The following is a 19,515-nucleotide window of genomic DNA, read 5'->3' as shown; positions in this document are numbered from 1 at the left end:
AACCCCGTAAATATGCTATATTGTCGACACCCCCAAAAATGGAACAAGAAACGTGCCCTTTTCTGAAAAACCCCTTTTCATACGTAGGTTTTCAGGTGTGAACCGGGGGTATGTTGTGTTATGATTATGATATCTTGATATCCCAAAGGGTTCAGGTATGAACGCCAGAGACTTCGAGAACGAGATACGGATACATATCGAGGCCAGGTACCCCATCCTCTGGCTCGTCTCCTTTGAGGAGCGGAGGGTGGAAAGGATTGTGGAATCGCTTTGCGATTCCATGAAGCTCAGTTTCTGGTCCTGGTCGGTATCCAGGGGCCTGTACGGGGGCGAGAAGAAGAAAAGGGAGCCCATAGGCAGGGAGAAGATCCTCTCCGTAATAGAGGAGAAGATAATCAAGGGCGAGAATGTCAGCAATTTCTTTCTCTTGAAGGACATAGCCTCCTACTTCAATTCCCATGAGTTCCTGAGGCGCTTCCGCGACCTCCCGGCGATAATAGACGAGCGCCACACCGTCAATACCGTTTGCATCGTCTCTCCGACCTTGAGCGAAATACCCCCGGAACTTGAAGAGGACATAGTAGTTTTAGAGCTATCGCTTCCGGACTACGATGAGATTGCCGACATGGTCTCCAGGACATACGGACATCTGATCCCGGCAAGCTGGCACGCCTCCACCAGGTCTATCCTCTACAAGTCGCTCCAGGGCCTTTCCATGGATAATATAAGGCGCGTCATCAGGAAGGCGATAAGCCTCAATAACGGCTTCCTTAACGAGAACTGCATCTCATATATACAGGACGAAAAGCAGCAGATCATCAAAAAACAGAAGATACTGGATTACTACCCGCACAGGGAGACGATAGAGAATATCGGGGGCTTAAGCGAGATAAAGAAGTGGTTTGTAGAGAGGGAGCACGTCTTCAGGCTCTCTCGCGACAAGATATCCACCCTCGGCCTCGATGTCCCGAAAGGGCTCCTTTTGATAGGCGTGCCAGGTTCGGGAAAGAGCCTTTGCTGCAAGGCCCTTGCCGGCATCTGGAACCTGCCGCTTCTGCGCCTCGACGTGGGGCGCCTGTTCGGCTCCACCGTCGGAGAATCCGAGAAGAACATAAGAAGGTGCATACAGCTTGCCGAGGCTGTAAGCCCGTGTATACTCTGGATAGACGAAATAGACAAGGCCTTCGGCGGCATCGGAGGCTACCAGGGCGATTCGGGCACCCAGCTCCGCGTTTTCGGGACCTTCATCACCTGGCTTCAGGAGAAGGAGCACCCGGTCTTCGTCATATCGACCGCGAACGAGCCCAAGAACCTGCCGCCGGAGCTATGGAGGAAGGGGCGCTACGACGAGGTCTTCTTCGTCGACCTCCCCAGCCAGGAGGAGCGCGAGGAGATATACAGGATACACCTCGAAAGGAGGGTCCAGAACCTCTCGCGCCTCGACGTAAAGGAGCTTTCGCTCAACAGCCAGGGCTTCACAGGCGCCGAGATAGAGCAGGCGGTAAAGGACGCCGTGGTGACCATCTTCAACCAGCTCCACGAGGACCATGGCGGCAGGAACATCGAAGAGGTCATAGAGGGGCTCCTTTCGCTTGACGTAACGCAGGAGAGCCTCCTTAAGTCCATAAGGCACATAACGCCCCTTTCGGTACTCAAGAAAGAGGAGATAGAGGAGCTCCGGGCATGGAGCCACCAGAGGGCGAGGCCGGCCTCCAAGTCGCTCTTCCTCCAGAGGGCCGAGTCCCTCTCTGATACGGAAAAGAGGAACATAGCCATCCACGAGGCCGGGCACGCGGTCATGATGAAGCTCTACTTCAACAAGACCCCGGCCTTCGTAAGCGTAGACAACTATAAGTCTTACGCCGCCTTCATCCCGGTAGACGAGGCCATAAGGACCACCTACACAAAGAGGGACCTTGAAAAGGAGATAGGCGTCATACTCGGCGGCATGGTGGCGGAGGACGAGATAATCGGGAACGACTCCAAGACGGTAGGGGCCTCTCACGACCTCATACAGGCAACCGGGATCGCCCGCAAGATGGTCATCGAGTACGGTTTCGGCGAGATAATGAGGAACAAAAGCCTCATGGTCCTCCAGGACTACGCCCTCACCTCTGGCGGGGACGTATTGGAGGACATCCAGAGGATACTCGATTCGGCCAAGGAGGCCACAGCCAAGGTCGTCTCTGACAATAAAGAGGTCGTCATGGCCCTCGTAGAGAAGCTCGTAGGGGAAGTGCTCATAAACGGAGAAGGCCTCAACCGTTTCTTCAGGGAAAACCCGGTCCAGTGAGGGAGAGAGGATGTCTTTCTACACCGTCATAAAAACAGAGCTTTCGAGCAAGAAATATCTTGTCTGCGCCCTTGAGGAATTAAAGAAGCGCGGCGAGATAACCGGCTTCGTGGAAAACGTCCGGAAGGATACGGTCGAGGTCGACAGGGACGGGGACATCATAAGCATGTCGCAGGAGAAGACAGGCAACTACCAGATGGCGGGGGACAACCGGGTGGTCGGCGCCTTCTCCAACAGGCTCAAACAGATATACGCCTATGAATCGATAAAAGACAACCTGCCGCTGGATTTCGAGATAGCGAGCGAAACCGAGACGGCCGGCGAGATACAGATAGTCCTCAAAGGGTAAGGGCATGGACAGGCAGATAAGGATAAAAATAACGCCGGACGGACGCGTCGAGATAGACTCCAGCGTCTACAATGACTGCAAGGAGGTCGCCAGTCAGCTCACAAAGCACCTCGGAAAGATAGAGAGCTTTGTGGAAAAGGACGAGATCCTTGATGGCGATGTCCGGGTCAAGCTCGACGCCAAGGATTGACCGGTCTCTGTTTTTATGGACGGCGGGCTCATAAACATACACGCGGTGCTGCCGCGCTCAAGCGTCAACGGGCCGGGAAAAAGGGTCGTTGTCTTCTTCCAGGGCTGCCAGAGGCGCTGCGAGGGGTGCTTTAACCCTGCCACGCACCCCTTTGACGCTGGCGTTCTCACCCCTGCCGAAGACATCCTTGAAAGATACGTTGCGATAGATATCGAAGGCCTTACCGTGAGCGGCGGAGAGCCGTTTTCGCAACCAAGGGGGTTGAAGGCTCTGCTCGAATCAGCCAGGGCGCGCGGACTCACGACCCTCGTCTATACCGGCTTCAAGATCGAAGAGATAGAAGCGGACCCCGCGATGAGAGCCTGCCTCGCGTCGATAGATGTACTCGTAGACGGGCCTTATGATGAGACCAGGCAGGAGGCTACGCTTTTGCCCCGCGGCTCCACGAACCAGAGCTTCCATTTTCTCACGCCGAGGTACAGCCTTCATGACCTCTATATGCCGGGCAGGTCAGAGGTCTTCATAGGGGCCGACGGGATGGTGAGGGAGACCGGGTTCAGCCGCATAACCGCCAGGCCGGAAATAAGATGAGCAACCTCGAAGCCCCGAGGCGGTACATCGATACCGCCAGAGATACCCAGGACAATTCGAGCATACGGAGCCTCATAGTCCGCGCCGGCAGGGAGCTTCCCAAAACCGCGGAGGCTGTAGAGCTTTTCACGATCGCCTTTGACCTCCTCGACAGGATCGAGGACCCCTCCGACAGGAGGCTTGCCCTCCTCGAGTTCGTAAAAGAGATCCCCTTTACTATACCGTTCCAGCGCCTCTACATCAGGGCTATGGAAGCCGCCCTTGCAGCCGCGGATGCCCTCGATGAGACCAACCGCAGGGTCACCGAGCTGGCAAGGCTCGCAAACGAGCTGCCCGGGACGAAAGAATTTCTGGACCTCAGGGTGAGAGCGTGGAGGCTCGCGCTCGGCCTGCCCGATAGCCCGCGTTTTGCCAGGCCCAACATGGAAAAGATAGCCAGTGAGCTTCCCAAGGCGAGCGATATATCGTTTTTCGCGAGCTTTACGCTCCTTGGGGTAGCGAGGATAGCGCCCAGGGACGGGCCTTTCCAGCCGGTCTATAAAGAGGCGATAGAGCTCGCGATAACGGCCGCCCACGCGATAGCCGAGCCGTATTACAGGAGGTACTCGCTCATCTCCATAGCGGGGGAGCTGCCGAAGACAGGGCAGTGGAGGGGCCTTGAGCTAAAGGCTATGGAGGACGCCTTCGACGCCACCCTTGAGATGGTAGATCCGTTCGCCAGGGAGTACTGCCTGATAGAGCTCTTCCAGATAGCGCCAAGGGCGCGTGAGTTCTTTTCCCTTATACAGAAGACCTTAGAGCGCTCGCTCGCCTTTTTTACAGTCAGGAAATGGATGGAGGACGTGGATGTATTCGACGTGGTCGATTACATACTTTCCGCTGAGGACAACGGCATAACCGATTCGAAGAAGAACAGGTTCGCGCGGGAGAAGTACGCGAAGACACTGGGCAAGGAGATCGAGAAGTTCGGCGCCGCCCTGAACGACACCCGTTTTTTAGAGACTCTCAAGCCCTACACCCACGTCTGGGTCCAGCCCAGGGGGCTCCGCGATTCTGTAAAGAAGGTCGTCGACAGGCTGGAGACATTGAAGAGCACATTCCACGGGGCGGAGGTCGAAAGGCCTGTATTCATAGCTGAACTTCATCCTGAATCCGGCGGGGCCGTCATCAGCAGGAGGGACCTTGCGTCATCCGAGTGCGTCTCGATAGACTTGGGCGCCACGAATACCGTTGTGTTGAGGAAGAAAAAGGACGAGGCGCCGGAATTCATCAACCTGGGCCCCGCGGCCAGACAATACGACAACATCTCACTTGTGCCGACGCTTCTGAGCGCGGATACCAACAACATAGGCGCGGAGGCCGCGGGCGGCGACCCGATATCCAATATCAAGCAGATGCTCCTTGAAGGTAACCCGCGGGGCAGGGAGCACATGGAGAGGTTCATAAGGATCCTCTATCAGCAGTTGAAGAAGTCCTCCGCGGGCGCTCCCTGGTTCTCCATCCTGCCCAGGAGCGCAGCCGACGTCATATACATAACCGTGCCGGTCGGCTACCAGGACTACAGCTTTGCGCTAAGGGAGATAGCCGGGAAGGTCATGAAGGGTGCGAGGGTAGAGCTTATAGAAGAGCCGCTGGCCGCCGCTGTCGGATACCAGGTGGTCGATGAGAAGGACAGGCTCATAATGGTCGTGGACTTCGGGGGCAGCACCTTCAATACGATGCTCGTGAGGCTCAACATGAACGAGGTCCATATCGTGGCGAAGCCCGAGAGGGCTCTTATGCTCGGCGGCCATGACATAGACCTCTGGCTCTCGGAGTACCTCGGCAAGAAGGCCGGGATAGAGGGCGCGTCCCAGTACAATCTTATGCTCGCCGCCGAAGAGGTGAAGATAAGGCTTTCCGAGAGAAGGGATGCCCCGTTCATCTGGAACGGGCGGGAGGCGTGCAGGATGACGAGGGACGAGTTTGAGGAGGTCCTTGACGGGCGCGAATTTTATAGCTCCGTAGACAGGGCCGTTGTCGGTATCCTCAAGAGGGCCGAGAAGGTGGGGCTCAGGAAAGAGATGATAGACGCCGTGCTCTTGACTGGCGGCTCTTCCCAGATACCGTCCTTTAAGGAGAAGATCGGCGACATATTCCCGGAGCTGAGGGGAAGGAATCTGATATACGACCACAGCCCGCTTACGGCCGTCTGTATGGGCGCCGCCTCCTACGGGACAAGGGAGGTAACCGACAGGCACCTGGCGGTTGCCTATGCGCTCAGGTACTCGCCGCATGGCAAGGACGTGACCCACTCGTACTCTATCGTGCTTGAAAAGGGGGAGCAGCTGCCCCTGGAGAAGAGCTTCAGCGTTAAGCCCGCCAGGAAGCTGGGGCTCCAGAAGGAGGTCACGATAGAGCTCTTCGAGATACCTGAAAGCACGCTCGTAAGGAGGTGGGTCTCTGAGCAAGGGGTCGAGTTCCTCAAGCAGGAGATAAAGGAGGCCGCTGAGGCGGGCCTTACAGGGCTCAAGCCGGTGACATTGTCCTTCGGGGAAAATGTGCCTGATGAAGTGCGCCTGACCTTCTGCTTAAGCTCTTCCGGAGAGTTGGCTGTAAAGTACGGCCCTGAGGAAAAGCTCGTAGAGACAGGGCTAAAGCTACAGTGACATTGTAATTCCAACCGATTGCCTTAACCCAGAGCGCCTTCCCTCCAAATTCGGTGACCCGCGTCACATAAAAAAATCCTCTTCAGGTTTATTATCGAACCAACGACAATCGTCTTTCGGACTTCATCTACCTTTTTGACTGACGTTTACTCCAGATAAACCGGTCCATTCCTTAGGAGGCTATCTATGAGCAATGAAGTGATCGAAAGAGGTATCGGGCTTGCGCGGGCGGGGAGGTTTGACGAGGCGGTAAAGGTCTTTGACCAGGACCTCTGCTTTACCCAGCACCCCACGGCAACGTCATATTATGCCGTGAGCCTGGCAAGCGTTGAAGGTAACTTTGACAAGGCCATATCGCTCTGTCTCATGGCGGCTGAAAAGGAGTTTTATAACCCAGAGATATACCTGAACCTTGGCAGGATATTTTTGCTTAACGGCCAGAAGTCCGTGGCCGTGAGGGCCTTCAGGAAGGGGCTCAAGTTCGACAGCGACCATTTCGCCCTGCTGAGCGAGATGAAGAGCCTGGGTCTTCGCAGAAAGCCCATGATATCGTTTCTCCCCAGACAGAACGTAGTCAACAGGTTCTTGGGCATCCTGGTCGAGAAGATCGCCAGTTAGCGGACTAAAGCTTCTGAAAAGCCCCGCGCTTGTGAGCGCGGGGCTTTTTTTATTTTCTCACAGGGTTTTAATACCAGTTGCTTGCCGCGCTGTTTTTTATCCTCTCCCCGGTGTGGAGAGGGAGCAGAAGCGTTATAGAAGGATATTCAGATACTCCGATGCTTGCGGCGGTGATGTGTGTGATGTGTTCATTGAGCGGACTTTGTTTTGGTGGGCAGGCCCCGCGTCCTGTTAGTCAGGGGGGATGGACGCGGGGCCTGAGGGAGTGTAGGAGCGGGAGTTCTTTGCTTTATGCCTCTCAGGGCAGCCTCTCAGGGGGCAGAGGCGCTCTTTCCGGGGGAAGAGGGGCCGGCAATGGCGCAGGCTTCTCTCCCATCACAGTTATCTCTATCTCGCACTTCCTGCAGGACTTTACCTCGACCTCCATCTTGTTCTCTGAAAGGAGGCTTACCTCGTATTCGAGCACCTCTACATGCTTGTTGAAGTCCTTGCGCTTTGCTACGTCAAGCCCGTTAAGCTCTATCTCCGCGCTCGCGGCCCGCGACCTCTTGCCAGAGTCCCCGCCGTTCTTGACGACTATCTTACCGCTGCCTGCAACCGGCGCCGAGAAGGTGAACCGTGCCTCTGTGCCCCTGTGCTCGACGTCCTTCTCGCTCTTCGCGACATAGACCGGGCCATAGATCGGGACCAGCTCAGCTTGGGCTATTCCGGAGGCGAATGCGAACAGAGTCGATATCGCTAAAAACCTGCTGAATCTCTTCATGGCCCTTTTCCTCCTCAACGGATTCTGACACAGCCTTCTTATATCACCGATAGCTACAAGGGGCAGTGACCCTGGTCACCGGAGCTGTGAGTATTTCAACGTAAGCTTGACTCTTCCGTTGCTTAAGTAGTTGAAAATGATAGGGTTTTTAAATGAAGTTTCTTATCGGCCCTGAAATCGATTAAAAGTAGTAAAGGTGGGATAAAATTAAAAGGGCTAAAGGGCTGATCTTTTCAGACAGGAGCGATATGCCTTTCAAGGTCGACAGATATCCTGATTTTACTTCGCTTACGCTCGATGCCAGGGCGCTTCTTTACCCGCTTCTGAGGGGGCTCGAGCCGGAGGTAGCCGAGTTCACCTTCGCCAATCTTTATCTTTTCAGGGCTGCCCACAACTACAGGCTATCTCTCCTGCCGGACGGAAGCCCTGTCATCGCCGGCAATGACAGGGGCGAGGACTTTTTCATGCTCCCCGCAGGCCTTCCTTCAGCGGAATTGCTGCGCGAGCTTTTCGGCAGGTTCTCATCGATGAAATGCGTACCTGAAAGAGTTGCCGGAAGGCTGCTATCGCTCGGCTACGAGGTCACGGAAGACAGGGACAACTACGATTACATCTATTCCCGCGAAGAGCTGTCAAGGCTTGCCGGGCGCAGGTTCCACAGGAAGAAGAACCTCGTGAACTATTTTACGGGATCTTACAACTACGAGGCCAGGCCCTTTCAGGAAGGGTACGTGGGAGAGGCCCTCAAGGTACTCGATGAGTGGAGGTCAAGGCAGCAGGAGCCTGGTGATTATGAGGCGGCGAAAGAGGCCCTCGAGCGCTCTGAAGAGCTCGGCCTTTGCGGCGCCATCTATTTTGTAGAAGGCTCTCCCGCCGCTTACACATTGGGAGAGGAGCTCAACAGCTCGACCTTTGTCATCCATTTCGAGAAAGGGGTCTCAGGGCTGAAGGGGCTTCTGCAGTTCGTTGTCAAAAGCTTCGCGGCCATACTTCCGGATAAGTATACACAGATCAACCGGGAGCAGGACCTGGGCGATACCGGCTTAAGAAAGGCAAAGGAGAGCTACAGGCCGGTCGGGTTCACAAAAAAATACCGGGCCATTGGGAAGGGTGCCTGATGGCTTATATCATATTGATTTGTAAGACTTTTTGATGCACCGCGGCTTCTTTAATGACCGCTTGACTTTTTTCATAGAATTCAATAATAATACCCGCTCCTTCACTAAATCCCGTTTTCCGGAGTCTTTCTTATATGGAACACAGGCTCTACCTCGCGATCGCGGTATTCGTGATCGTGTACGCCCTTCTTATATGGGACAAGCTGAACAGGGCGGTTGTCGCGCTCCTCGGCGCCTCTTCGCTGATACTCCTTGGCGTCATCAGCCAGGAGGCCGCTGTCCACGGGATAGACTTCAACACCATCGGCCTCCTTATAGGCATGATGATAATCGTCTTCATCTGCCAGAAGACCGGCATGTTCCAGTACATAGCGATAAAGGGGGCGAAGCTCTCCAAGGGCGACCCCTGGAAGATACTCATCTCGCTCTCTATAGTCACGGCGATCCTCTCTGCTTTTCTCGACAACGTAACGACCGTCCTCCTTACCGTCCCGATAACTCTCCTCATAGCGGAGGAGCTCGAGGTCAACCCCTATCCTTTCCTGGTCTCTCAGATACTCATGTCCAATATCGGCGGCACGGCGACCCTCATAGGCGACCCGCCTAACATAATGATAGGGAGCGCTACGGGCCTCACCTTCATGGACTTCGTATTCGGCGTTGGGCCGGTTATCCCGATAATATTCATTGCTACCCTCATACCTTTGAGGTTCATCTACGGCAAGTCCTTCAAGGTGTCGGAAGAGAAGAAGAAGAGGATAATGGAGTTCAGGGAATCGGAGGCGCTCTCCGACAAGCCTCTCCTCAGAAAGTGTCTTTTTGTGCTGGCAATGGTCATCGGGGGCTTCATGCTCCAGAGGCAGCTCCACCTTGAACCTGCCACGATAGCCCTTTTCGGCGCGGCCTTCCTTCTGCTTATCTCCAAAGAGGACCTGCACAGCGTGATGGAGAAGGTCGAGTGGACCTCTATATTCTTCTTCATAGGCTTATTCATAGTCGTCCACAGCCTTGTCGAGGTAGGCTTCATAAGGCTAATGGCCGATAAGATGATAGCGGCGACCGGCGGGCATATGGCCACGACAGGTTATGTGATACTATGGGGTTCGGCAATCGCCTCATCGATAGTCGATAACATCCCGTTTGTTGCGACCATGATACCTCTTATAAAGGACATGGCCCCTTCATTCGGCGGGGACGCGGCGGTGCTGCCGCTCTGGTGGGCGCTCTCTCTCGGGGCATGCCTTGGCGGTAACGGCACTATCATAGGCGCCTCGGCAAACGTGGTCGTCTGCGGGATAGCCCACAGGAACGGGCACAAGATCAGGTTCTTCAAGTTCATGCTGATAGCCTATCCGCTGATGCTCTTATCCATCGCCATATCGACGGTCTACATTTATATAAGGTTTCTCGGATAGCAATTTATTGGTCTTCAAGGAGGGGGCTTATGATAGCGGCTACCATAATGACAAAGGAAGTGCTGACGATCCCGGTGGCGGCCACCATGCTCGACGCCTTCAAGCTGGTGCGCGATTCCAGGGTGCGGCAGATACCGGTCGTTGGCGGGGAAGGAAAGGTCGTAGGCGTAATAACCCCGAGGACCCTCCTTAAGTCCATATTGCCGAGGTATGTGAGCGAGGGGCTTATCGCAGACGTAAGGTTCGCCCCGGAGCTGCCGGAGTTCGTCCATAATATAGACGCCCTTTCGCAAAAGAAGGTGGCCGACCTCCTCGACAGGGACTTCATAGCCGTCTCCCCGGAGACTTCGAGCATGGAAGTGGCGGCCCTCCTCGTGAACGCGAAAAAACATGCAGAATCGGTCCTGGTGGTAGACGACAGGGGAACGCTCCTGGGGATAATCTCGCCATGGGACATATTCAAGAGGCTGTGGGACTACGCGGAAAAGACGAGATAGGCGTATACGCCCATATCCCTTTCTGCCTGAGGAAATGCCCCTACTGCGCCTTCAATTCCGTCGAGGCGCCCCCCGCCGGGCCGCCGGAAGAAAGATACGTCGACTCTCTTGCCAAAGAGCTTGAGTCGTCCGTTCAAAGTGAGGGTATCTCCGCGCGTGCGGCGACGGTCTACTTCGGCGGCGGCACACCATCCATCTTCTCTCCCAATGCAATAGGCCGCTTCATGGAAACGGTTGAAATCCTTCTCGGAGCGCCTCGTGAGGTGACTATCGAGGCCAACCCTGACGCTATAAGCCCTCAAAAGCTCAGAGGCTATATGGGCGCGGGCGTCAACAGGCTTTCCATCGGCTTTCAGTCCCTTGAGGACAGCGCCCTCATAGCCCTTGGCAGGAGACATACGGCTTCAGCCTCGCTCGCGGCCTTCCAATGGGCGAGGGACGCGGGCTTTCGCAATATCGGGATAGACCTCATCTTCGCCACCCCCGGGCAGGAGATAGGCCAGTGGGAGGAGACCTTATCCAGGGCCGCGGCCTTGAGGCCGGAGCATATCTCCCTTTACGGCATGACCGTGGAGGAGGGTACGCCCTTTTACCGTAAGTACGGCCCTGGTAAGCTTGGCTTGCCAGGGGAAGAGGCTGAGGCCGAGATGTACCTGAAGGCGATAGAGGTGCTCAAGTCCGCGGGCTACAGGCACTATGAGGTATCAAACTTCGCCATACCAGGCTTTGAGAGCGCGCATAATACGCTCTACTGGAAAGGCGCTGGCTATATAGGGGTTGGGGCCGGGGCACATTCTTACCTTCCGGGGCCCGGCTGGGGCAAGAGGTGGTGGAATATCTCTGGCGCTGAAGATTATATGCGCGTGGTCGGGGAAGGGAGCCCTCCCATAGATGGCAGCGAGGAGCTTACACGTCGCGAGGCCATGTTCGAAGCCGTCATGCTGGGGCTCAGGATGGTGGAGGAAGGGATAGACGGCTCGCGCTTCAGGGAAAGGTTCGGCCTGTCTACCATCGAGGCGCTCGGCGGCCTTGATACACTTGTAAGGGACGGGTTTGTAGAGAAAAAAGGCGAGGATATAAGTCTTACGCAAAGGGGCCTTCTTCTTTTAAACGAGGTGGCCGTAAGGATTATCTGACGCTGGCCATACGTCCTTGACAAGCCTTTTTGCGGCTGTTATTTTTATTGGGCTATTGATGGGGATTCGTATATAATAGAATCAGTTCTTTTTTTAAAAACGCCCGTACTTTAAGGGGTCTTATCGGGGTATGAACGGCTTTTCCGAACGTACAAGCAATATACTCAAGGCTATAGTACAGGACTATATAAGGACCGCTGAGCCGGTAAGCTCAAAGGCCATAGCCATGAAGTATTCCCTCGGGGTGAGCCCGGCCACCATACGTAACGTCATGGCCGAGCTTGAAAGCCTCGGTTTTCTCCATCAGCCACATACATCGGCGGGCCGGGTCCCGACCGAGAAGAGCTTCAGGTTCTACATAGACAGCATGCGGGAGTTTCAAGAGCCCGGGCAGGGGGACAAGGACCTCCTTAAGAAGGGCTGCGAGAAGACCGCCGCCATAGAGGATATCCTTTCAGACACGGCCAAGGCGCTCTCGACCATAACTAATTGCGCCGGGTTGATGTTCATACCCAGGCGCGAGAGCTTCGTCATCAGGCATATAAACCTGCTTCCCATAGACTCTTCAGGCCTTATAGTGCTCCTGGTCTCCAGGAACGACCTTGTGCAGAGCAAGGTCGTGCGCATGGCCGGCATCGAGAAGCTCGAGCTGGAGAGCATATCGAATTACCTCAATTCCATAGCCGAGGGGCTGACCATCAGGGAGCTGAGGGGCAGGATAGTGGAGGAGATGCACAGGGACAAGAACCTCTACGACGAGCTCCTCGCCAAGGCATTGAGGCTCGGGGCCCAGGCGCTTGAGAACGACCTGGGGCCGGAAGAGAGCGATGTGGTGGTGGAGGGCAAGGTCAACATCATCGAGCAGCCCGAATTCAGGGGCGATATCGAGATGATGAAGAGGATATTCGCCGCCTTCGAGGAGAAGAGCCTCCTTGTGAGGATACTCGACAAGAGCCTCGAGGAGAGCGGTATCCGCATATACCTCGGCTCTGAGAGCGCCGTAGAGGGCTTTGAGGGCTTGAGCTTCGTCACCTCGCCTTACGGCAGGAATGAAACGCTCGGCACACTCGGGGTTGCCGGGCCAGTCCGGATGGATTATTCGAGGATCATCCCGCTTGTGGATTATGCCTCCGGGCTTTTGAGCAAGGTCCTGTAGCCTGGAAATCCAGAAAAGACTTTTTTTTAAGGGGCGCTGTGCCAGGGGTTGATTTTCCGGGCGCACGGCCCTAAATTTTATTGAGGCCCGTGCAATGACTTTATGCGCCTGGCGCCTTAAAAAATGATTATCGGGGAATTCGCATATGGAGAAGGACGAAGGCATGGAAAAAGAAGAGATGCAGGAAAACGAGGCCGGGGCGCAGATAGCCGAGACCCCGGAAGAGGAGATACGGCGCTTGACCGAACAGCTCGAAGCCAAGTCGAGGGAGGCCTCTGAGAACAATAACAAGTATCTCCGCGCCCTCGCCGACCTGGATAATTACAGGAAAAGGACGGAGAAGGAGAAGGCGGAGGCGATAAGCTTCGCCAACGAGAGCCTTATAGAAGATGTACTCCCGATAGTGGACAACTTCGAGAGGGCCCTTCAGCACGCGAACGGGGAGGAGAACCTCGAATCCCTCAGAAAGGGAGTCAAGCTCACCATCGACCAGATGTTCGGCGCGCTCCAGAAGTTCGGCCTCCAGGAGATCAAGGCCGCGGGCGAGAGGTTCGACCCGGCGATACACCATGCCATAACGGAAGAAGAGACAGCTGAGGCCGAGCCGGGGACGGTCGTCAAGGAGTTCCAGAAGGGCTATTACCTGAAAGGAAGGCTTCTGAGGCCCGCGATGGTGGCTGTGGCTAAAAAGCCAGAGGTGCACTGATAGATAATGGACCGCGAAGAGAAGGACTTTTATAAGATACTCGGGGTCGCGAGGGACGCAACCGAAGACGATATAAAGAGGGCTTTCCGGAAGCTCGCCCACCAGTACCATCCCGACAAGCACGCCGGCGACAAGGAAAAAGAGGAGAAGTTCAAGCGCATAAACGAGGCATATGAGACGCTTAAAGACCCGGGCAAGCGCGCCAACTATGACCGCTTCGGCTACGCGGGCTCCGGCGCAGGTGTCGGCGGCGAGTACGGGGGCTTCGGCTCGGACTTCCAGGGTATCTTCACGGATGTTTTCTCTGATTTCTTCGGCGGCGGAGGAGGCAGGAGGAGGCCCGCCCCGGAGCGCGGCTCTGATCTCCGGTTCGACCTCGATATAACGTTTGATGAGGCGGCCTTCGGCACGGAAAAGACCATCAGGGTGCCGAGGACGGTCGCCTGTAATACATGCGGGGGCAGCGGGGCGAAGCCAGGCACCAGCCCGGCCACATGTACCACCTGCGGAGGCGCCGGCCAGGTCAGGTTCCAGCAGGGGTTTTTCAGCATAGCCAGGACCTGCCCCGGCTGCCAGGGCAAAGGGGTCACCATAAAGGACCCCTGCACGGAGTGCAGGGGGGCTGGCAAGACCAGGTCGGTTGCCCCGCTCACCGTCAAGATCCCCGCCGGGATCGATACCGGCTCAAGGTTGAGGCTTTCAGGGGAGGGCGAGTACGGCGAACGTAACGGCCCGTCGGGAGACCTCTATATCTTCATAACGGTAGCCGCCCACCCGATATTCAAACGCGAGAACGACGACGTTATCTGCGAGGTGCCCGTAAGTTTCGCCCAGGCGGCCCTCGGCTCCGAGATAGAGGTGCCCACCATCGAGGGGCCCGCGAAGCTCAAGATACCAGCCGGCACTCAGTCCGGCAAGGTCTTCAGGATGCCCGGCAAGGGCATAGCCTCGGTCCACACAGGCAAGCGCGGGGACGAGCGGGTTGTCATAACGCTTGAGACCCCGACGAAGCTCAACAAAAGGCAGAAGGAGCTTTTGCAGGAGTTCGCCGAGATAAGCGGCGAGGAGACAACACCTCTAAGGAAGAACTTCTTTTCAAAGGTCAAGGAAATCTTCGAATGATAAAGGCGATAACAGTACTGTTCGTCCTCTTTGCCGCGCTCTCCGGCCCAACGGCCCATGCCGCGTGGCCCGGCAAGGGAGGCGACCTCATGACCATCTTTGAGGAGCTCGACCTGAAGGGCGCCCAGGCAGAGACCGTAAAGAAGCTCGCGGCCTATGTCGATGGCAACCCGTCAGCGGAGTATATCGACGAGGCCCTTTTGAGGCTGGGGCGCATATACAGCGATAAGAAGGAGCTTCAGAGGGCCGCAGATGCTTACCATATGCTCCTGGCGAACTTCCCGCAGAGCAGGTTCAGGAACGACGCCGCCTACGAGCTTGCCCTCATCGACTACAGAACAGGCAGGATAGATGAGGCCAGGGCTGCCTTCGAGGCGATAAGCCGCGATAAGGGCGCCAGCCTTCAGATGCGCGCGCGCTCGGCGAGGTTCCTGAAGGAAGTGGAAAAGGCCGCTTACGGCTTGAAGCCCCAGGCAGACCTTCCGGCCATAGGGGTGCTCCTGCCGCTCAAGGGCGACTACGCCTCCTTTGGCGAGGACGCCCTGTCAGGGGTCCTTATGGCGGCCGGTGTCTTCGGCGACTCTCAGGGAACCGGGGGAGCCGAGGTGGATGTAATAGTAAAAGATATAACGGACGCATCATCTGTATGGAGCGCGGTGGCGGAGCTCGCCTCAAATAAAAGGGTCGTTGGAGCCATCGGGCCGCTTATGAGCTCTACCGCCGCAGAGGCCGCCAGGCACGCGCAGACGCAGAAGCTCCCCCTTATCACCCTCTCTCAGAAGGACGGCATAACCGACGCGGGCGATTACGTCTTCCGTAATTTTCTTACCTCAGAGGACCAGGCCAGGGCGCTTGCCGATTACGCCGCTGGCCCTATGGCGGCCAGGCGGTTCGCCATACTCCACCCGCAGAGCGCGTATGGGGTCGACCTCGCCAGGCATTTTGAGGCCGCGGTCAAGGCAAAAGGCGGGGTTGTCGTCCGTAAGGCCTCCTATCCACAGGGCACGATGGATTTCAGCGAGACCATAAAGAGGCTCTTTGGCGTTCAGGTGAATGAGCGGATGGAGGGGAGGCGGAAGATAAGGGAATTCAACCCCACGATCAAGGTCGACGCCCTGTTCATACCGGATTCCCATGAGCCGGTGGCCCTCATAGCCCCCTATCTCGATTATTATAATGTAAAGGGTGTAAGGCTCATGGGGCCGAACGTATGGAACTCTCCGAGGCTCGTGGATCTGGCCGGAAAGAACGTCGAGGGGGCTGTATTCGTTGACGGGTTTTTCGCGGCGGGCGAAAGCGCGGAAGGGTTCTCCAGAAGCTACGGCTCGGTCTTCGGCCACGCCCCGGGGACCCTCTCGGCCCAGGCCTTTGACGCGGCGAGGATGCTATTGAACGCGGCAAGTGTGGATGCCGACAGGGACGGGGTAAAGGAAAGGCTCAGGTCCACGAAGGAGTTCAGGGGCGCCACAGGCGATATCTCTTTCAACAGCAAGAGGGAGGCCCGGAAAAAGCTCTTTATCCTGACGGTAGAGGGCGGGCGCATAGTAGAGGCCGGCAATTAGCAGCCTGACGTGATTTTGAGTTTTCAGCAACCCGTAGTATATCCGAGGAGGGTTATGGGGCTTACGCACATAGACGAACGCGGCAAGGCCAGGATGGTCGACGTCACCGCGAAGGATACCACTGAAAGGGTAGCTACCGCCAGGGGCAGGGTGCTCATGAAGAAAGAGACCCTGGACCTCATTGTCGCGAACGAGGTGAAAAAGGGCGACGTCCTCGGTGTGGCGAGGGTAGCTGGAATAATGGCCGCCAAGAGGACGGGCGAGCTGATACCTCTTTGCCATCCGCTGAATGTCACGAGCGTGGCCGTCGAGTTCTCACCGGCAAGCGAGCCTCCGGGCATAGATATAACCGCTACGGCGAAGGTCTCCTCGCAGACCGGGGTAGAGATGGAGGCGCTCGTGGCGGCGTCGGTTGCTGCCCTTACCATCTATGACATGTGCAAGGCCGCTGACAAGGAGATGACCATCACGGATATAAGGCTTGTAAAGAAGACCGGGGGCAAAAGCGGCACCTTTATGAGAAAAGGCGAGACCCTTGCCGAGGAAACCGCCGGTTAATTTGCTATTTACATCGCCGAGCTTTTTCGGTTATACTTCTGGATTATGGAAAAGGATAGGCTCGAGTACTACAGGACGATCCTCAACGGTAAGCTCGAAGAGCTGTTGAACGGCGCTGGCAAGGTCGTATCCGGGATGAGCGAGAAGGAAGAGAACTTCCCTGACCCTACAGACCGCGCGTCTCTTGAGACGGACAGGAACTTTCTCCTCCGGGTCAAGGACAGGGAACGGAAGCTCATAACGAAGGTCAATGAGGCGCTCGGCAGGATCGACGATGGTTCCTTCGGCGTCTGCGAACTTTGCGGCGAAGACATCTCTGAGAAGAGGCTTGAGGCAAGACCGGTCACTACTTGCTGTATAGAATGTAAAAAGGAAGAAGAAGAGCTCGAAAAGGCGAGAAACACATAGCTACAACCGGACCTCCTCAAGTAAATACTCTCAGGTACTTTCCGCCTCATCCTCTTTGGCCTCTTTTAACGGGGAGCATAAATGCCAGAACTTAGAAAAGACCCCATAGTAGGGAGATGGGTCATCATCTCCACGGAGCGTGGAAAACGCCCCTCGGAATTTGAGTTCACCCAGCCTACCGTAAAGGCGGGATTTTGTCCGTTCTGTCCGGGCAACGAGCCCAAGACCCCGGGTGAGGTGCTCGCGTACCGCAAAAACGGCGGCGCTCCGAACTCCTCCGGCTGGCATGTACGCGTGGTCCCGAACAAGTACCCGGCTCTTAAGGTCGAGGGCGACCTCAACAGGGAAGGCGACGGCGTATATGACAAGATGAACGGCGTCGGGGCCCATGAGGTCATAATCGAGTCCCCGGTGCATACGGACACGCTCTCCAGGATATCCCCGAGCCAGTTCGAAGAGGTACTGTGGGCCTACAGGGACAGGATGATCGACCTCAAGAAGGACCAGAGGCTCAGGTACATACTGATATTCAAGAACCACGGCGAGGCCGCCGGGGCGACCCTCGAGCACAGCCATTCCCAGCTTATAGCCCTGCCCATCATACCGAAGAGGGTGGCCGAGGAGCTTGACGGCTCACTTGAGTACTTCAACTTCAAGGAAAGATGCGTCTTCTGCGACATCATACGGCAGGAGATAATGCAGGGGCACAGGGTAGTCTCCGAGAACAGGGACTTCATAGCCATAACCCCGTACGCTCCGAAGGCCCCGTTCGAGCTGTGGATACTGCCAAAGGTCCACGAGAGCAGCTTCGAGAACTCGCAGAAGCACCAGTACGAGAACCTTTCGCTCATATTCTCCGACGTGCTGAAAAGGATAGACAAGGTCCTTAACTTCCCCCCGTACAACTTCATCCTGCACGCAGCGCCCATCAAGGACGGCGCGTCCCAGTTCTATCACTGGCATTTCGAGCTGATACCAAAGCTTACGAAGGTGGCTGGCTTCGAATGGGGGTCGGGCTTTTACATCAATCCGACCCCTCCGGAGGAGGCTGCCAAGTTCCTGAGAGAGGCCAAGGTCTAAAGCCAGGCGCTCCGGCGCCTCTTCACCCTGTTCCGGGGTTTTCACATGGAATATGATATAATAGAACAAGTAAGCGAGCTTGCTGTCTCGGAGGGCAGTGTCGAGGAGAAGCTTGGGCGGGCCGCGGGTATGCTCGCCGGATATCTCCATTTTGACCAGTGTGTCGTATATCTTATCGGGGATGACGGTGGGTTTGAGCCTGTTGCCGCCGGTCCCATTGATACCACGGCCGGGTACAGGAGGGGCGAGGGTCTTCCAAGGCTGGCCGTGAAGGAAGGGGCGCCGGTCGAGGTCCATAAGGAGGCTCCGGGCAAGGTCTGGGAAGGTGTGGAGGACTGGGGCCTTGAGGGATTCAGGACCGCGTTGGTCTATCCGCTGAGGGAAAAGGAGAGGTCTTACGGCGTCCTTTACCTGAAGGCAAGGAAGAGGGTGAGGCTTACGCTCCCTAAAAGGCAGGCACTGAAGCTCTCTGCCATGCAGTTCCTCTTCCTCGTAAAAAGCTCCGAGCTTCTGAGGGACCATCACAGGGTCTATGCGGAATTGGTCGATATGCAGCAAAAGCTCGTTAATTCGGAAAAACTTCTCGCGCTTGGGGACATGGCGGCCACTATGGCGCATGAGATAAGGAACCCGCTTTTGAGCATCGGCGGCTACGCCGCAAGGCTTAGAAGGCAGCTTCCTCCCGGCTCTCCCGGGATATGCTACATCGAGCAGATGTCTGCCGAGATAGGGCGCATTGAAAAGATAATGAACGGCATCATCCGGTTCCTCAAGGACAACGTGGTCGAACTCAAGCCGGATGACCTTAACGAGATAGTCGATGACGCTCTCGAGCTTTTCAGCGACGAGCTTTCGGCCCACGCGATAAGGGTTGACAGGCGCTCAAGCGGACAGGCGCTCCCGGTGCTTGCGGACAGGGAGCAGATGAAGATAGCTTTTGACAATATTATAGCCAATGCGATACAGTCGATGGAGAAGGGAGGCACGATCTCTGTCGTGACCTCTCTGGCGGGCGAGTTCTCGGTCGCAAAGGTCTCTGACACCGGCGGTGGGATAGACCCGAAGTCCATGGGCTACATATTCAACCCCTTCTTCACGACTAAGAAGCACGGCACCGGCCTGGGACTCCCCATAGCCAATTCCATCATAATGAGGCATAAAGGGGTGATAGAGGTCCTTAACGAGGGCCCTGGCGCCGTATTTACTATCAAGCTCCCTTTACCCGGCGCGATGAAGGAGACCGAGGTGGCCGCTGAGAAAGGGCAGGCGCTCTGAAGCCCGGCCTATCCATGTCCATGGAGTCTT

General features: G+C 56.2%; 19 protein-coding genes. 18 read left to right on the top strand and 1 reads right to left on the bottom strand.

What is annotated here, in order from left to right; all coding sequences use genetic code 11:
• Window positions 1-157: 157 nt before the first annotated feature.
• The 6 genes from A2V21_304480 to A2V21_304455 all read left to right on the top strand — a co-directional run bounded on the left by A2V21_304480 (window position 158) and on the right by A2V21_304455 (window position 6,689).
• Window positions 158-2,293 carry a hypothetical protein gene (locus A2V21_304480; GenBank protein OIJ73585.1) on the top strand — a complete coding sequence of 712 codons (2,136 nt, stop codon included), beginning with the start codon at window positions 158-160 and terminating at the stop codon, window positions 2,291-2,293.
• 10 nt (window positions 2,294-2,303) lie between these two features.
• Window positions 2,304-2,642 (top strand): hypothetical protein, encoded by a 339-nt coding sequence (locus A2V21_304475; protein ID OIJ73584.1) that lies wholly within the window; start codon window positions 2,304-2,306, stop codon window positions 2,640-2,642.
• Between the two features lie 4 nt (window positions 2,643-2,646).
• Entirely contained in the window at window positions 2,647-2,832 is a 186-nt protein-coding gene (locus tag A2V21_304470) for a hypothetical protein (GenBank protein ID OIJ73583.1), read from the top strand.
• Window positions 2,833-2,847: 15 nt separating this feature from the next.
• The gene (locus A2V21_304465) at window positions 2,848-3,423 is read left to right on the top strand and encodes a hypothetical protein (protein OIJ73582.1); all 576 of its coding nucleotides are present in this window, start codon (window positions 2,848-2,850) and stop codon (window positions 3,421-3,423) included.
• On the top strand, window positions 3,420-6,071 hold the full coding sequence (locus A2V21_304460; GenBank protein OIJ73581.1) for a hypothetical protein: 2,652 nt from the start codon (window positions 3,420-3,422) through the stop codon (window positions 6,069-6,071). Before A2V21_304465 ends, A2V21_304460 begins: the two co-directional genes overlap by 4 nt.
• Before the next feature lie 186 nt (window positions 6,072-6,257).
• On the top strand, window positions 6,258-6,689 hold the full coding sequence (locus tag A2V21_304455; protein ID OIJ73580.1) for a hypothetical protein: 432 nt from the start codon (window positions 6,258-6,260) through the stop codon (window positions 6,687-6,689).
• 298 nt (window positions 6,690-6,987) lie between these two features.
• Here A2V21_304455 and A2V21_304450 read toward each other — a convergent pair whose 3' ends face one another.
• On the bottom strand, window positions 6,988-7,470 hold the full coding sequence (locus A2V21_304450) for a hypothetical protein (GenBank protein ID OIJ73579.1): 483 nt from the start codon (window positions 7,468-7,470) through the stop codon (window positions 6,988-6,990).
• A gap of 230 nt (window positions 7,471-7,700) precedes the next feature.
• Between A2V21_304450 and A2V21_304445 the strand changes: the two genes are divergently transcribed.
• The 12 genes from A2V21_304445 (at window position 7,701) to A2V21_304390 (ending at window position 19,485) form a co-directional block, all read left to right on the top strand.
• Window positions 7,701-8,570: a hypothetical protein gene (locus A2V21_304445; protein ID OIJ73578.1), complete on the top strand. Its 870-nt coding sequence runs from the start codon at window positions 7,701-7,703 to the stop codon at window positions 8,568-8,570.
• A 134-nt stretch (window positions 8,571-8,704) separates the two neighbouring features.
• Entirely contained in the window at window positions 8,705-9,985 is a 1,281-nt protein-coding gene (locus A2V21_304440) for a hypothetical protein (protein OIJ73577.1), read from the top strand.
• Between the two features lie 29 nt (window positions 9,986-10,014).
• A complete protein-coding gene (locus tag A2V21_304435) occupies window positions 10,015-10,482 on the top strand; it encodes a hypothetical protein (protein ID OIJ73576.1) in 468 nt (155 codons plus the stop codon).
• Window positions 10,434-11,618 (top strand): hypothetical protein, encoded by a 1,185-nt coding sequence (locus tag A2V21_304430; protein OIJ73575.1) that lies wholly within the window; start codon window positions 10,434-10,436, stop codon window positions 11,616-11,618. Before A2V21_304435 ends, A2V21_304430 begins: the two co-directional genes overlap by 49 nt.
• A 130-nt stretch (window positions 11,619-11,748) precedes the next feature.
• Window positions 11,749-12,774: a heat-inducible transcription repressor HrcA gene (locus A2V21_304425; protein ID OIJ73574.1), complete on the top strand. Its 1,026-nt coding sequence runs from the start codon at window positions 11,749-11,751 to the stop codon at window positions 12,772-12,774.
• Between the two features lie 163 nt (window positions 12,775-12,937).
• Entirely contained in the window at window positions 12,938-13,480 is a 543-nt protein-coding gene (locus A2V21_304420) for a nucleotide exchange factor GrpE (protein ID OIJ73573.1), read from the top strand.
• 6 nt (window positions 13,481-13,486) lie between these two features.
• On the top strand, window positions 13,487-14,602 hold the full coding sequence (locus tag A2V21_304415) for a molecular chaperone DnaJ (protein ID OIJ73572.1): 1,116 nt from the start codon (window positions 13,487-13,489) through the stop codon (window positions 14,600-14,602).
• The gene (locus A2V21_304410; protein ID OIJ73571.1) at window positions 14,599-16,164 is read left to right on the top strand and encodes a hypothetical protein; all 1,566 of its coding nucleotides are present in this window, start codon (window positions 14,599-14,601) and stop codon (window positions 16,162-16,164) included. Before A2V21_304415 ends, A2V21_304410 begins: the two co-directional genes overlap by 4 nt.
• Before the next feature lie 54 nt (window positions 16,165-16,218).
• Window positions 16,219-16,722: a molybdenum cofactor biosynthesis protein C gene (locus tag A2V21_304405; protein ID OIJ73570.1), complete on the top strand. Its 504-nt coding sequence runs from the start codon at window positions 16,219-16,221 to the stop codon at window positions 16,720-16,722.
• Window positions 16,723-16,767: 45 nt separating this feature from the next.
• Window positions 16,768-17,130 (top strand): RNA polymerase-binding protein DksA, encoded by a 363-nt coding sequence (locus tag A2V21_304400; protein OIJ73569.1) that lies wholly within the window; start codon window positions 16,768-16,770, stop codon window positions 17,128-17,130.
• An 81-nt stretch (window positions 17,131-17,211) separates the two neighbouring features.
• Window positions 17,212-18,210 carry a galactose-1-phosphate uridylyltransferase gene (locus tag A2V21_304395; GenBank protein OIJ73568.1) on the top strand — a complete coding sequence of 333 codons (999 nt, stop codon included), beginning with the start codon at window positions 17,212-17,214 and terminating at the stop codon, window positions 18,208-18,210.
• A gap of 45 nt (window positions 18,211-18,255) precedes the next feature.
• On the top strand, window positions 18,256-19,485 hold the full coding sequence (locus A2V21_304390) for a hypothetical protein (protein OIJ73567.1): 1,230 nt from the start codon (window positions 18,256-18,258) through the stop codon (window positions 19,483-19,485).
• The last annotated feature ends 30 nt before the right edge of the window (window positions 19,486-19,515 follow it).

The sequence above is a fragment of the Deltaproteobacteria bacterium GWC2_55_46 genome (genome assembly GCA_001595385.3).
GTDB lineage: Bacteria > Desulfobacterota > GWC2-55-46 > GWC2-55-46 > GWC2-55-46 > UBA5799.
The sequence above is the reverse complement of the archived record's forward strand: the minus strand, read 5'-3'. Positions and strand labels throughout refer to the sequence as shown.

Bases quoted from the DNA above. Each gene is read 5' to 3' on its own strand.
- A2V21_304480 (OIJ73585.1), top strand. From the start codon at position 158: ATGAACGCCAGAGACTTCGAGAACGAGATACGGATACATATCGAGGCC.
- A2V21_304475 (OIJ73584.1), top strand. From the start codon at position 2,304: ATGTCTTTCTACACCGTCATAAAAACAGAGCTTTCGAGCAAGAAATAT.
- A2V21_304470 (OIJ73583.1), top strand. From the start codon at position 2,647: ATGGACAGGCAGATAAGGATAAAAATAACGCCGGACGGACGCGTCGAG.
- A2V21_304465 (OIJ73582.1), top strand. From the start codon at position 2,848: ATGGACGGCGGGCTCATAAACATACACGCGGTGCTGCCGCGCTCAAGC.
- A2V21_304460 (OIJ73581.1), top strand. From the start codon at position 3,420: ATGAGCAACCTCGAAGCCCCGAGGCGGTACATCGATACCGCCAGAGAT.
- A2V21_304455 (OIJ73580.1), top strand. From the start codon at position 6,258: ATGAGCAATGAAGTGATCGAAAGAGGTATCGGGCTTGCGCGGGCGGGG.
- A2V21_304445 (OIJ73578.1), top strand. From the start codon at position 7,701: ATGCCTTTCAAGGTCGACAGATATCCTGATTTTACTTCGCTTACGCTC.
- A2V21_304440 (OIJ73577.1), top strand. From the start codon at position 8,705: ATGGAACACAGGCTCTACCTCGCGATCGCGGTATTCGTGATCGTGTAC.
- A2V21_304435 (OIJ73576.1), top strand. From the start codon at position 10,015: ATGATAGCGGCTACCATAATGACAAAGGAAGTGCTGACGATCCCGGTG.
- A2V21_304430 (OIJ73575.1), top strand. From the start codon at position 10,434: ATGGGACATATTCAAGAGGCTGTGGGACTACGCGGAAAAGACGAGATA.
- A2V21_304425 (OIJ73574.1), top strand. From the start codon at position 11,749: ATGAACGGCTTTTCCGAACGTACAAGCAATATACTCAAGGCTATAGTA.
- A2V21_304420 (OIJ73573.1), top strand. From the start codon at position 12,938: ATGGAAAAAGAAGAGATGCAGGAAAACGAGGCCGGGGCGCAGATAGCC.
- A2V21_304415 (OIJ73572.1), top strand. From the start codon at position 13,487: ATGGACCGCGAAGAGAAGGACTTTTATAAGATACTCGGGGTCGCGAGG.
- A2V21_304410 (OIJ73571.1), top strand. From the start codon at position 14,599: ATGATAAAGGCGATAACAGTACTGTTCGTCCTCTTTGCCGCGCTCTCC.
- A2V21_304405 (OIJ73570.1), top strand. From the start codon at position 16,219: ATGGGGCTTACGCACATAGACGAACGCGGCAAGGCCAGGATGGTCGAC.
- A2V21_304400 (OIJ73569.1), top strand. From the start codon at position 16,768: ATGGAAAAGGATAGGCTCGAGTACTACAGGACGATCCTCAACGGTAAG.
- A2V21_304395 (OIJ73568.1), top strand. From the start codon at position 17,212: ATGCCAGAACTTAGAAAAGACCCCATAGTAGGGAGATGGGTCATCATC.
- A2V21_304390 (OIJ73567.1), top strand. From the start codon at position 18,256: ATGGAATATGATATAATAGAACAAGTAAGCGAGCTTGCTGTCTCGGAG.